Source organism: Nocardioides sp. (assembly GCF_047607185.1).
Classification (GTDB): Bacteria; Actinomycetota; Actinomycetes; order Propionibacteriales; family Nocardioidaceae; genus Nocardioides.
The window spans coordinates 1-12591 of sequence record NZ_JASGDQ010000137.1; the positions used below are offsets into that span (position 1 = coordinate 1).

The 12591-nt window shown below is 70.8% G+C and carries 12 protein-coding genes; 6 read left to right on the forward strand and 6 right to left on the reverse strand.

What is annotated here, in order from left to right; all coding sequences use genetic code 11:
• Positions 1–290: 290 nt before the first annotated feature.
• The 5 genes from QM595_RS16125 to rodA all read left to right on the forward strand — a co-directional run bounded on the left by QM595_RS16125 (position 291) and on the right by rodA (position 6135).
• Positions 291–1340, forward strand: a complete 1050-nt coding sequence (locus QM595_RS16125; RefSeq protein WP_415172599.1) for a rod shape-determining protein — start codon at positions 291–293, stop codon at positions 1338–1340.
• Entirely contained in the window at positions 1340–2296 is a 957-nt protein-coding gene (gene mreC / locus QM595_RS16130) for a rod shape-determining protein MreC (RefSeq protein WP_415172600.1), read from the forward strand. The genes QM595_RS16125 and mreC overlap by 1 nt, the downstream gene beginning before the upstream one ends.
• Positions 2293–2820, forward strand: coding sequence for a rod shape-determining protein MreD (mreD, locus tag QM595_RS16135; protein ID WP_415172601.1), 528 nt, complete (start codon positions 2293–2295; stop codon positions 2818–2820). The genes mreC and mreD overlap by 4 nt, the downstream gene beginning before the upstream one ends.
• Positions 2817–4922 (forward strand): penicillin-binding protein 2, encoded by a 2106-nt coding sequence (mrdA, locus tag QM595_RS16140; RefSeq protein ID WP_415172602.1) that lies wholly within the window; start codon positions 2817–2819, stop codon positions 4920–4922. The genes mreD and mrdA overlap by 4 nt, the downstream gene beginning before the upstream one ends.
• Positions 4923–4983: 61 nt before the next feature.
• On the forward strand, positions 4984–6135 hold the full coding sequence (gene rodA, locus QM595_RS16145; RefSeq protein ID WP_415172603.1) for a rod shape-determining protein RodA: 1152 nt from the start codon (positions 4984–4986) through the stop codon (positions 6133–6135).
• A 117-nt stretch (positions 6136–6252) separates the two neighbouring features.
• Here the strand turns inward: rodA and QM595_RS16150 are convergent, their stop codons facing one another.
• The 4 genes from QM595_RS16150 to QM595_RS16165 form a co-directional block, all read right to left on the reverse strand.
• Positions 6253–7374, reverse strand: coding sequence for a calcium:proton antiporter (locus tag QM595_RS16150; protein ID WP_415172604.1), 1122 nt, complete (start codon positions 7372–7374; stop codon positions 6253–6255).
• Between the two features lie 11 nt (positions 7375–7385).
• Positions 7386–8471, reverse strand: a complete 1086-nt coding sequence (locus QM595_RS16155; RefSeq protein WP_415172605.1) for a hypothetical protein — start codon at positions 8469–8471, stop codon at positions 7386–7388.
• Positions 8472–8580: 109 nt separating this feature from the next.
• Positions 8581–9264 (reverse strand): TIGR03943 family putative permease subunit, encoded by a 684-nt coding sequence (locus QM595_RS16160; protein ID WP_415172606.1) that lies wholly within the window; start codon positions 9262–9264, stop codon positions 8581–8583.
• Positions 9261–10229, reverse strand: a complete 969-nt coding sequence (locus QM595_RS16165; protein ID WP_415172607.1) for a permease — start codon at positions 10227–10229, stop codon at positions 9261–9263. The genes QM595_RS16160 and QM595_RS16165 overlap by 4 nt, the downstream gene beginning before the upstream one ends.
• Positions 10230–10359: 130 nt before the next feature.
• Between QM595_RS16165 and QM595_RS16170 the strand changes: the two genes are divergently transcribed.
• The gene (locus QM595_RS16170) at positions 10360–10767 is read left to right on the forward strand and encodes a Fur family transcriptional regulator (RefSeq protein WP_415172608.1); all 408 of its coding nucleotides are present in this window, start codon (positions 10360–10362) and stop codon (positions 10765–10767) included.
• 163 nt (positions 10768–10930) lie between these two features.
• Here QM595_RS16170 and QM595_RS16175 read toward each other — a convergent pair whose 3' ends face one another.
• Positions 10931–11797: a metal ABC transporter permease gene (locus QM595_RS16175; protein ID WP_415172609.1), complete on the reverse strand. Its 867-nt coding sequence runs from the start codon at positions 11795–11797 to the stop codon at positions 10931–10933.
• A partial coding sequence (locus tag QM595_RS16180; protein WP_415172610.1) for a metal ABC transporter ATP-binding protein occupies positions 11794–12591 on the reverse strand: 798 nt, incomplete at its 5' end. The genes QM595_RS16175 and QM595_RS16180, both read right to left, overlap by 4 nt.

Consider the following 12591-nt stretch of genomic DNA (forward strand, 5'->3'; position numbering starts at 1 on the left):
AGGGAGCGCCCCAGCACTTCTGCCGACTCGGCATTCCTGAGGCCTGCACTTCTGCCGACTCGAGGGTTTTGAGGCCTGCACTTCTGCCGACTCGAGGGTTTTGAGGCCTGCACTTCTGCCGACTCGAGGGTTTTGAGACCTGCACTTCTGCCGACTCGGCAGTCACATCAGTCACTTCCGTCACGGCGTGGCACGCCCAGATCGCCAGCCGCTCCGCTTAGCCTCGGGGCTGGGCACGGTCTGTCCTACCGGCGTCCACCTCTTCCCCGAACAGGACAGTGGAGCGACCCATGGCGAACAGCCTGATGGCTGGGGCCGTCGGCCGGGACATGGCCGTCGACCTCGGGACTGCGAACACCCTGGTGTACGTGCGCGGCAAGGGTGTCCTCGTCGACGAGCCGAGTGTCGTAGCCATCAACCAGACCACCGGCGAGGTGCTGGCCGTCGGCCACGAGGCCAAGCGGATGCTGGGCCGTACCCCCGACTCGATCACCGCCATCCGGCCGCTCAAGGACGGCGTCATCGCCGACTTCGAGGGATGCGAGCAGATGCTGCGCTGGTTCATCCAGCAGGTCCACCACCGTCGCTATCTCGCCAAGCCCCGGATGGTCGTCTGCGTGCCCAGCGGCATCACCCCGGTCGAGCATCGCGCGGTCAAGGAGGCCGCCTACCAGGCCGGCGCCCGCCGGGTCTTCATCGTCGAGGAGCCGATGGCCGCAGCCATCGGCGCCGGGCTGCCCGTCCACCTGCCGACCGGCAACATGGTCGTCGACGTCGGCGGCGGCACCACCGAGGTGGCGGTCATCTCGCTGGGCGGCATCGTCACCAGCCTGTCGATCCGTACCGCCGGCGACGACCTCGACAACGCCATCGTGCAGTGGATGAAGAAGGAGCACGCGCTGCTCCTCGGCGAGCGCACCGCCGAGGAGGTCAAGATGACCCTCGGCTCCGCCTTCCCCAGCCACGACGAGCCGGTCGCGGAGATCCGCGGCCGCGACCTGGTCTCCGGGCTGCCTCGCACCGTCGCCGTCACCAGCGCCGACATCCGGCTCGCCCTCGACGAGCCGCTCAACGCCATCGTGGACGCCGTCCGGACCACCCTCGACCAGACCCCGCCCGAACTCGCCGGCGACATCATGGACCGGGGCATCGTGCTCACCGGCGGCGGCGCGCTGCTGCGCGGTCTCGACGAGCGGCTGCGTCACGAGACCGGGATGCCGGTCCATGTCGCCGAGGATCCGCTGCTCTCGGTCGCGATGGGCGCAGGTCGCTGCGTCGAGGAGTTCGACGCCTTGCAGCAGGTGCTGGTCTCCGACGCTCGGCGGCTGAGGGCGTCCTGATGGCGATGCTGACCCGGCCGCCGGCCGAGCGGATCGCTGAGCGCATCAATGGGCGCATCAATGGGCGCATCAATGGGCGCGGCGGTCTCGATCGGGCCCGCGGACCCAAACGCGCCACCGTCGTCGCGCTGGTGCTTGCCTGCGCCGTGCTGGTCGTGCTCGACCTGACCAGTCCGGCACTGACGCCGCTGCGCCGGCTGGTCGGCGAGGTGCTCGGGCCACTCGAGTCGGCGACCGCCACGATCGCCCGCCCGGTGACGGGCATCCCTGGCTGGTTCGACAGCCGCGCCGAGCTGCGCGACGAGATCGACCGGCTCAGCAAGGAGAACGGCGAGCTGCGTCAGCAGGTCGCCACCATCCCGTACGACGCCAACCGACTGGCCGCCTACGACGGCCTCACCGCCACCGCGAAGAGCATCGGCTACGCCATCGTGCCCGCCCACGTCGTCGGCTACGGCCCCGCCCAGTCCTTCGAGCGCACCGTCACCATCGACGCCGGCAGCAGCTCCGGTGTCGAGGCGGACATGACGGTGGTCAGCTCCGCCGGCCTGGTCGGCCGGGTGCTGCGGGTCACCAGCACCACCGCCACGGTGCTGCTGGTCACCGACCCCGACTCGGTGGTCGGCGGCCGGGTGGGCAGTAGCATGGAGGTCGGCTTCGTCCACGGCAGCTCCGCGGACGCCGACGGGCTCGACCTGGAGCTGCTCGACCAGACCGAGGTGCCGGCCACCGGCGACACCGTCGTCACCTGGGGGAGCGCCAAGGGGGCGCCGTACGTCGCCGGAGTGCCGATCGGTGTCGTCGACTCGGTCTACACCAGCCTGCGCGACTCCACCCAGCGGGCCCGCGTCACGCCGTTCGTCGACTTCACCGCGCTCGACCTGGTCGGTGTCGCGGTGCCCAGCGGCACTCACAGCGACCGCCGCCTCATCGACGCCGACGGGGTGATCAAGTGAGGCGCTGGGGGCTGCTCGGCGTCCTCGTCGTACTGGCGCTGATGCTGCAGGTGAGCGTCCTCGACGCCTTCGCCTGGCATGGCATCGTGCCGGATCTGGCGCTGCTCGTCGTGGTCGGCGCCGCGCTGGTGCGGGGCAGCGAGTTCGGCTTGGTGGCCGGCTTCGCCGCCGGCGTACTCCTCGACGTGGCGCCGCCGGCCGACCACCTGGCGGGCCGCTGGGCGCTCGCCCTGCTCGTCGTCGGCTACCTCGCCGGCCGGGTCGGCGAGGACGACGGCCGGGGCCTGGGCCAGGACCGTCGCCGGATCGCCCCCACCGTCGCCGTCGCGACCGTCGCGGCCGCCAGCTTCGTCGGCAGCAGCCTGTTCGCCCTCACCGGCCTGCTGTTCCGTGACCCGGCCGTCGGCACCGGCGACCTGCTCGCGACCATCGGGATCAGCTTGGTATGGGACGTGCTGCTGGCGCCGTTCGTGCTGCCCCCGGTGATGGCGGCCTTCAGAGCAGTGGAGCCGGGGAGAGCATGACCGGGGCCCAGCGCACCAGCCGGCTGCGCCTGATCGTGGTGCAGGCGCTGGTCTTCTCGCTCTTCGCCACCCTGCTGGTGCGGCTCTACTACCTCCAGGTCGTCACCGGCGACACCTACCACGCCCGTGCCGCCAGCCAGTCCGTCCGCCAGGTCGTGCTGCAGCCCGAGCGCGGCCTCATCGTCGACGCTCAGGGCCGGCCGCTGGTCACCAACCGGCAGGCCTGGTCCGTCGAGATCGACAAGGAGGTCTTGGCCCAGCTGCCCGAGGACGAGCGCTCGGTGCTGCTCGCCCGGGTGAGCAAGGCCGTCAAGGTCGACGTGGCCGACATCGAGAAGACGCTCGAGGACTGGAACGGCTCCCGCTACCAGCCCGTCCCGATCGCCACCGACGTCGCGGAGAAGGTCGCCCTGGCGATCCTGGAGCAGCCCGAGGACTACCCCGCGGTGGTCGCCGAGCAGGTCTCGGTGCGGGCCTACCCGCAGCCTTATGGCATCAACCTCGCCCACGTGCTCGGCTACCTCAGTCCCGTCACCGAGGACGAGTACGACGCCGCCAAGACCGCCGAGGACCCCTCCCTCAACGCCACCAGCTCGGTCGGCCGGGCCGGCGTCGAGAAGGAGTACGACGAGTGGCTGCGCGGCCTGCCGGGCAGCACCGAGGTCACCGTCGACTCCCTCGGCCGGCCGATCGGCGAGGGGGAGAGCACCGCCGCCCAGCCCGGCGACACCCTGGTGACCAGCATTGACGCGAAGCTGCAGAGCGTCGTCGAGAAGCAGCTCGCCGGCGCGATCGCCACCGCGCGCGACACCTACGACACCGTCACCCACAAGAACTACGTCGCCGACTCCGGCGCGGCCATCGTCATGGAGGCCAAGACCGGCCGGGTCGTCGCGATGGCCAGCCAGCCGACGTACGACCCCGAGATGTGGGTCGGCGGCATCAGCAAGAAGGACCTCAAGGCGCTCTACAGCGACGACGCCGGGGACCCGCTGCTGGCCCGCGCCACCCAGGGCCAGTTCGCGCCCGGCTCGACCTGGAAGCCGATCATGGCATCGGGCGCGCTCTCCAACGGGATGAGCGAGGACACCCGGCTCGGCTGCACCAGCGGCCTGCAGATCGGCAACCGCTGGTTCAAGAACTACGAGTCCGCCTCCTACGGCAATATCAGCTTCGCCCAGGCGCTGCAGATCTCCTGCGACACCTTCTTCTACCGCGTCGGCCTGCACTTCTGGGACACCTACGGCTCCGACCCCGCCGACGCCAAGGCCAAGGACCCGCTCGCCACCACCGCCAAGTCGTTCGGGTTCGGCGAGGCCACCGGCATCGACCTGCCCGGCGAGGCCAGCGGGCGGGTCGGCGACCGCCGGTGGCGGGCGGCGTACTGGAAGGCGAACAAGGACACCTACTGCCAGATGGACGAGGACGGCACCGCGAAGACTGACTTCATGAAGGTCTTCGCCCACGAGTTCTGCCTGGAGGGCAACTACTTCCGGCAGGGCGACGCGGCCAACTTCACCATCGGCCAGGGCGACACCATGGTCACCCCGCTGCAGCTGGCCCGCGCCTACGCGGCGATCTCCAACGGCGGCACCCTCTACGCGCCCACCGTCGGCAAGGCCATCGTCGCCGAGGACGGCACCGTGCTGAAGCGGATCAAGCCGCAGGTCGCCGGCCACGTCGACGTCACCAAGGCCGCGCTGAGCTACGTCGACGAGGCGCTGCTCGGCACTCCCAAGACCGGCACGCTCGCCTGGAAGTTCCAGGACTTCCCGCTCGACGACGTTCACATCCACGGCAAGACCGGCTCCGCCGAGGTCGAGAACAAGCAGTCCACTTCCTGGGTCGCCACCTACGACGAGAACTACGTCGTGGTCATGATGGTCACCCAGGGCGGCACCGGCTCCGGCACCAGCGGCGACCCGGTCCGCCGTATATGGGAAGCGCTGTACGGCGTCTCCGACGGCAAGGCGGGCGCGACCGAGCCCGTCATCGACGACGTGACCTCGCCCAAGCAGCTGCCGACCTTCGCCGAGGACGGCTCGATCCTGCCGCCGTCGACGAAGTCGTCGAAGTCGTCGAAGCGGAAGGCCTCGCGATGAGCGAGCTTGCGAGCGAGCCATGGGCACCAAGCCAGCCACGAGCGCAGCGAGGGGGGAGGGCGTGAGCAGGCGCGTGGACTGGATCCTGCTGGCCGCGGTCCTCGGCCTGGGCGCGCTCTCCTGCCTGCTGGTGTGGTCGGCGACCGCCCACCGCGACGTGCTCACCGGCGGCGACCCTCGGCTGTTCCTGCGCAAGCAGCTCCTTAACGTGGTCATCGGGCTGGTGCTGCTGGCCGTGGTCTGGTCGGTCGACCACCGCTGGCTGCGGCTGCTCACCCCGATCGCCTATCTCGCCTCGATCGCGGGGCTGGTCCTGGTGCTGACCCACGGCCAGACCATCAACGGCTCCCGCTCCTGGCTGTCGGTGGGCGGAATGTCGCTGCAGCCCTCGGAGGTCGCCAAGCTGGCCGTGGTGGCGAGCATGGCGCTGGTGCTCGCCGAGCGGACCGAGGGCCGCTGGCGCACCCGGGTCGGCGTCGTCGACGTGCTGCTCATGCTCGCCGTCGCCGCAGTGCCGACCGCGCTGATCGTGGCCCAGCCCGACCTCGGCACCACGCTGGTGCTGGCCGCCACCGTCTTCGGCGTGCTGGCCGCCTCCGGTACGCCGCGCCGCTGGCTGGCGCTGCTCGCCGCCGGCGGCCTGACGGCGGCCGCCGCCGCGGTCGCCTCCGGCGTGCTGAAGGACTACCAGCTCGACCGGCTGCTCGCCTTCACCGACCCCACTCTCGATCCGAAGGGGGCCGGCTACAACACCGAGCAGGCCCGGATCGCGATCGGCAACGGCGGCCTGTTCGGCCAGGGGCTCTTCCACGGCACCCAGACCCAGTCGGGCTTCGTGCCCGAGCAGCACACCGACTTCGTCTTCACCGTGGCCGGCGAGGAGTTGGGGCTGGTGGGCGGCGGGGTGCTGATCCTGCTGCTCGGCGTCGTACTGTGGCGGGCGCTGCGCATCGCGGCCCGCACCGACGACCTGTTCGGCCGGGTGGCCGCCGCCGGGGTCGCCTGCTGGATCGGCTTCCAGGCCTTCCAGAACATCGGCATGTGCCTGGGCATCATGCCGGTGACCGGCGTGCCGCTGCCCTTCGTGTCCTACGGCGGCACCGCGATGTTCGCCTCGATGCTGGCCGCCGGGCTGTTGCTCAACATCCACGCCCGCACCGCCGCGCTCACCGAGCAGCGAGCGCCGCTCCGGGTCCTCGCCACCGCCCGGTGAGCAGACGCAGACTGACACCCAAACCCCCGTGAGCAGACGCAAACTGACACCCAAACCCCGGTGAGCAGACGCAGACTGACACTCAAACCCCGGTGACCGGTCGCAAACTGACCTCGCTCAGGGCTGCAGCGACACCACCAGAAACGACGCCAGCAGCACCAGATGGAGCAGGCCGGTGAGCGACTTGGCCCGGCCCTGCCCAATGCTCAGCATGGCGACGACGACCGAAACCGCGAGCAGCACCATCTGGGTCGGCTCCAGCCCCAGCACCAGCGGTCCGTCGAGCCAGATCATCGCGACCGCGATGGTGGGGATGGTCAGTCCGATCGAGGCCATCGCCGAGCCGTAGGCGAGGTTGAGGCTGATCTGCACCCGGTCCCGGGCCGCGTTGCGGACCGCCGCGATCGACTCCGGCGCCAGCACCAGCAGCGCGATGACGACGCCGACCACCGGGTGCGGCAGACCGAGGTCCTCGACGCCGCCCTCGATGGTGGGGGAGAGCAGCTTGGCCAGCCCGACGACCGCGACCAGGGCCACCATCAGCAGGCCCAGGCTGGTCAGCGCCGCTCGTACCGTCGGCGGGTCGGCGTGGCCGTCGCCGTTCTCGTCGACCAGACCGGTGAAGCGGCCGAACTCGTCACTGGTCACCGGAATGAAGAAGTCACGATGCCGCACGGTCTGGGTGAAGACGAAGGCGCCGTAGAGCAGCAGCGACGCAACCGCGGCGAAGCCGAGCTGGAAGGGGGTGTAGATCCGGCCGCTCACCGAGGTGGTGAAGCTCGGCAGGATCAGCGTGACGGTGGCCAGGGTGACGACGGTGGCCAGCGCCGCGCCGGTGCCCGAGGCGTTGAAGCTGACCAGGTGGTGCTTGGCGGCGCCCACCAGCAGCGAGAGCCCGACGATGCCGTTGAAGGTGATCATCACCGCCGCGAAGACGGTGTCCCGGGCGTAGGTGCTGGCGGCCTCGCCGCCGCTGGTCATCAGCATGACGATCAGGCCCACCTCGATCACGGTCACCGCGACCGCGAGGATCAGCGAGCCGAACGGCTCGCCGACCCGGTGGGCCACCACCTCGGCGTGGTGCACCGAGGCGAGGATCGAGCCGATCAGCGCGGCGGCGATGACTACGAGGACCGCCCAGTGCTCGTGGCTGGCCCAGGTGGCCACCAACAGCACCAGGCCGACGACGGGGACGAGAGTCGCCCACTGGAGCAGACCTCGCTTGGTCGAGTTCGCCATGAGCGCCAAGGCTAGGGGGTGCCCGCCGCCGGTCTGGGCGACGACTCGGCGGACTCGGTGGGCTCGGCGAGGGCGGCTCGGACCCGCTCGGCGAGGTTGGCGTAGGCCTCCCGGTTGCGGTTGAGGATGGTGCCCGCGACATGGCGGGCATGCAGCTTGTTCTGCACGATCTCGCGCCGGGTGGCGAAGGTGTCCGTGACCGGTGAGATCCGCAGGTCGAGCAGGTGGTGGGCCGAGACGATTCCCGGCCAGGGCACCCGCCGCCGGTCGGAGTGCATCGGGTGGGTGCGGACAGCGCGCACGTTGCTCAGATCGCGGACGCCGTCGACCAGGACCACCCGGGTGACGTCGTACCGCCCCTCCACGCGCTGGACCCCGCTCGACTTGACCTGGATGCCGCAGGCGGTGTGATTGCGGGTGTCGAGGACCAGAAGGTCGATGTTCGCGCCGCCGGCGAGCTGCTCGAACTGCGCGGGCGCGGGCAGCGCGATGAGGGTGTCGTCGGCGGAGCTGAGCGCCCACAGCGCCTGCAGGGTGTCGAACTCGTTCAACGCGCCATTGAGCCAATGCCGCATCGGCGCCATGAGGGGGTCGAACAGGTCCTCGTGACCGAAGACATCGCGCATCCGTGACAGCTTCAGCGCCTGGGCTGCCAGAAAGTAGCGATCGCGCTCGAGCAGCAGCAGCGCCGCGGGGCCGCCGAAGAATTCGGGACGCAGCAGCCGGCCCCATGACTGCTGGGCCATGGAGTTGAGGCGATGGAAGTTCAGCTCCATCGACGGTCGCGCCCACTCCTCGAGGTGTGCCTCGTCGACGGCGTGCTCGCTGATCGCCGCGAAAGCGCTATCGAGCGATCGGCTGAGGACGCGCTGGATCGGCTTGAGATCCCGACGGACCCAGTTGGTGTACTCGATCGAGAAGTCTCTCATGCCGTGAAGTGACGGCGGTGGCGCGCCGGTCAGCGCGTCCCATAGCAGCTCTCCCCAGCGGTAGGAGTAGTCCCGTGCGGGCCTCATCGCCTCGCCGATGGCGCCGGGGTAGGCGTGCCGGTTGACGGCGTTGCGATCGTAGGACCTGACGAACTCCTCCCAATGCACCTGTGGCCCCGTCCTGCTCGGCTGCACCCGCCCGGGCGCACCGTGGTCGACTCTCGACAAGTACCAGGCAGTTTAGGGCATAACTGGTTGGACGTGGCGCTCGAACCGCTCAACCGTAGGTCTCCTCGGGCGTGGGGACCTGCTCGATGCTGGTCACGTCCAGCACCGGGTCGCCGTGGTCGTCGGCTGCCTCCGTGACCGTGCCGGTCACCTGAACCCACTGGTTGCGGGGCGGGGCAGGCTGCCCGGTCGCCCTGGCCCGCTCCACGATCGCGTCGGCGGCACAGCAGAAGATGGTCAGCCGGGTGACGTACCAGTCGCCTTTGTCGCCGGTGCTGACGAATCCCACCACCCGGACCTGCCGGCCGAGCAGGGTCTCGCCGTCGACCGAAGCCCGCCAGGTCAGGTCGTCGAGGGTGAGGTCCACAGGATCCCCGTCGGGCAGCGGCGGCAGCCCGCCGTCCTGTTGGTGGACCACGGTCGGGTCGTCGCCGCGTCGCTCGGCCAGGTAGGCGCCCAGCGCCGGCGGGTTCACCACGAAGACGACCAGACCCGGCAGGAGCAGCAGCCAGGTCGCCCACGGCACCCCGTGGTCGTGGTCGTCGTCGTGCTCCGAGACCGGCTCGCGGCCCAGCGCCGCGCGCAGCGACAGCGCGATCAGCACCAGCCCGGTGGCCATCAGCGGCCAGCGCATCCAGGACGCCACGAAGGTGAGGTAGCCGGTGCCCATGGTCAGCCGCACCAGCACGGCACCGAGGAAGGCGGTGACGAGCGCCTGGGTACGACGATTCACAGCAGCACCCAGCCGGCCAGCACCGCGCAGCCGGCGGCGACGACCACCACCAGCGGCACGAACCGGAGCGCGAACCCGGTGCCGAACCGGCCCGCCTCCAATGCCGCGAGCTTGAGGTCCATCGCCGGCCCCACCACCAGGAACACCAGCTTGGCGGTGTCGGAGAAGGAGGTGAAGCTGGCCGCCACGAAGGCGTCGGACTCCGAGCAGAGCGCCACCACGAAGGCGAGCGCCGCCATGGCCAGCACGGCCAGTGCCGGGTGCTCGGCGACGGTGTTGACCACCGATCGTGGCAGGAAGGTGTTGACCGCCGCCGCCAGCATGGCGCCGAGCACCAGGAACCCCGCGGCGTGCAGGAAGTCATGGCGTACGGCGGCCGCGAACCGCTGCGCCGTACCCTCCCCCTCGAAGGAGCGCAGCCGCAGCCGGTCGCCCCGCCACACACACCACCAGCCGACCAGCACCGCCGTCGCCAGCGAGGCGGCGAACCGGGCCGCCATCATGTCCACCCTGCCGCCGAAGGCGACCACCGTGGAGATCAGCACCGCCGGGTTGATGGCCGGCGAGGCCAGCAGGAACGTGAGCGCCACGCCTGGTGCCACGCCGCGGCCGATCAGCCGGCCGGCGATCGGCACCGCCGCGCACTCACAGCCGGGCAGGCCCATGCCCGCGATGCCTGCGGCCGGTACGGCGAGCACCGGGTTGCGCGGCACGATCCGGCCCAGCAGCCGGTCGGTGACCACCGTCGCGATCAGCGCCGAGAGCAGCACGCCGCCGACCAGGAAGGGCATCGACTGCACCACGATGGCGGTGAAGATGGTGCACCAGGTCGCGATCGCCTCGTGGTCGAAGAGGGGCACGATCCAGCGCTGGCCGAGCAGGATGGCGATGACGAGTGCCGCGACGATCTCGGGTTGGCCGAGGGCTGAGCGGGGGGCAGCGGTGCGCGGTGGCAAGGTGGCCATTTTCCTCCTCGTGTCGACAACGATTGTCGCGATCAGACGTGTCCCGCCTCGGGACCTGGGGGCGTGTGTCGCCGTCCCGCGACCGCCGGTCGGGTACGTTGGAGGCCCAGACCCAGAGCAGGGAGGCGTCATGGCCACGACGGAGAAGCCAGCCGCGCGGAGCCGGACGACTCGGCAGTTCCGCACCGTCGCGGCGGAGCTCGAGGCGTCGGACACCTTCCGCAGCGCCCAGGACATCCACGAGTCGTTGCGCCAGCAGGGCGAGACCGTCGGCCTCGCCACCGTCTACCGGGCGCTGCAGTCGCTGGTCGCCGCCGGTGACGCCGACACCGTCAAGACCCATGCTGGCGAGGCGGTCTACCGGCGCTGCTCGGAGACCCACCACCACCATCTGGTGTGCCGCTCCTGCGGTCGCACGGTCGAGATCGTCGGCCCGTCCGTCGAGAAGTGGGCCGGCCAGCTCGCCGCCGAGCACGGCTTCGCCGACGTCAGCCACACGGTCGAGCTGTTCGGCCTCTGCCCCGACTGCCAGAAATAGCGCGAGTCGGCAGAAGTGCAGGTGCCAGGAGCGCCGAGTCGGCAGAAGTGCTGCTCCTAGGGGCGTCGAGTCGGCACAAGTGCGGGACGACCGCCTGCACTTCTGCCGACTCGGGCCTTCTCAGACCTGCACTTCTGCCGACTCGGCGGCTCTCAGACCAGCACTAGCGCCGACTCGGCGTCAGGCGGCCGATCACCCGGCAGACGACGTAGATGGCGAACGACAGCGTCGTCACGTAGGGGCTGATCGGGATCGAGGTGCCGGTCGCGAGCAGGATGCCGCCGACCATCGAGACGAACGCGAACGCCATCGCCAGCAGCGGCACCTTCACCGGCGAGGCGGTGACCTGGAGCGCGGCGGCGGCCGGCGTCACCAGCAGGGTGAGGATGAGGAGGGCGCCGATGACCTGGATCGAGATGGCCACCGTGCAGCCGAGCACCAGGACGAAGAACGGGCCGAGGAAGCGCACCGGCACGCCGCGGGCCGCGGCGACCTCGGGGTCGACGCTGGCGAACAGCAGCGGCCGCCAGATCGTCAGCAACACCACCGACACCGCCGCGGCCGTCACCAGCAGTACGGTCAGCGAGGTGTTGTCGATGGCGACGATCTGACCGGTCAGCAGTCCGAACTTGTTGGCCGCCCGGCCGTGGTAGAGCGCCAGGAAGAGGATGCCGAGGCCCAGGCCGAACGGCATCAGCACCCCGATGATCGAGTTGCGGTCGCGCGCCCGCATCCCGAGCACGCCCAGGGCGAGAGAGGCGATCAGGGAGCCGACGAACGAGCCGACGACCACGCTCGCCCCGAGCAGCAGGGCACCAGAGGCCCCAGCGAAGGAGAGTTCGCTGATGCCGTGGACGGCGAAGGGCAGGTCGCGGGTGATGACCATGACGCTGATCAGGCCGCCGACCAGGCCGAGCACGGCGCCGGCGATGAGCGAGTTGCGCACGATCGGCAGCAGCTCGCCGTAGTTGTCGAAGTTGACGATGTCGTGCCAGCCGACCGTGTCCAGGGCGAGGACCAGCGGCGTCATGCGGGTGTCTCCTCGCGGTGGTCGTCGTGGTGGCTGAAGGGGTGCTCCTCGCCGCCGAGTACGACGAGGGCCTCGCCGCGGCGGATGACCTCGATCGGCGACCGGTAGAGATCGGAGAGCACCTCGCTGGTCATCACCTCATCGACGGTCCCCAGCCGGAACCGGCCGTCGGCGAGGTAGAGGACCAGGTCGGTCACCGGCAGCACCGGGTTGATCTCGTGGGTCACGAAGAGCACCGCGGTGTCGTGCTCGCGGCGCTGCCGGTCGAGCGTGTCCACGACGGCCCGCTGGTGGCCCGGGTCGAGGGAGAGCAGCGGCTCGTCGCACAGCAGCACGGCGGGGTCGGTGGCCAGCGCCTGGGCGATGCGCAGTCGCTGCTGCTCGCCGCCGGAGAGCTGGCCGAGCGGCCGGTCGGCGAACGACTCGGCGTTGACGCGGTCGATCAGCTCCTCGACCCGGGCCCGGCTGCGGCCCGGCCAGGGCACGCCCCAGCGAGTGCCGTCGATGCCGAGCTGCACCAGGTCGCGGCCGCGCAGGGGTACGTCGGCGGAGTAGCCGCGATGCTGCGGGATGTAGCCGATCGCCCGGCTACCGCGCCGGGCCGGCCGGCCCTGGACCGACACGGTCCCCTCGCTGAGCGGCACCAGCCCGAGGATGGCGCGCAGCAGGGTGGACTTGCCGGAGCCGTTGGGTCCGAGCACGGTGACGAACCGGCCGGGGGGGCGCCGCCAGCGGCGCCCCCCGCCCCCACCCCCGCCACCGCGCGGGTGCCCACGCCCCCCCCCCCCAACCCC

What these genes read in the sequence shown, in the direction of transcription:
- QM595_RS16165 (WP_415172607.1), bottom strand. Translation starts at nt 10,229, where the DNA reads ATGGCCACCTTGCCACCGCGCACCGCTGCCCCCCGCTCAGCCCTCGGC.
- QM595_RS16125 (WP_415172599.1), top strand. Translation starts at nt 291, where the DNA reads ATGGCGAACAGCCTGATGGCTGGGGCCGTCGGCCGGGACATGGCCGTC.
- mreC (WP_415172600.1), top strand. Translation starts at nt 1,340, where the DNA reads ATGGCGATGCTGACCCGGCCGCCGGCCGAGCGGATCGCTGAGCGCATC.
- mrdA (WP_415172602.1), top strand. Translation starts at nt 2,817, where the DNA reads ATGACCGGGGCCCAGCGCACCAGCCGGCTGCGCCTGATCGTGGTGCAG.
- QM595_RS16150 (WP_415172604.1), bottom strand. Translation starts at nt 7,374, where the DNA reads ATGGCGAACTCGACCAAGCGAGGTCTGCTCCAGTGGGCGACTCTCGTC.
- QM595_RS16175 (WP_415172609.1), bottom strand. Translation starts at nt 11,797, where the DNA reads ATGACGCCGCTGGTCCTCGCCCTGGACACGGTCGGCTGGCACGACATC.
- QM595_RS16170 (WP_415172608.1), top strand. Translation starts at nt 10,360, where the DNA reads ATGGCCACGACGGAGAAGCCAGCCGCGCGGAGCCGGACGACTCGGCAG.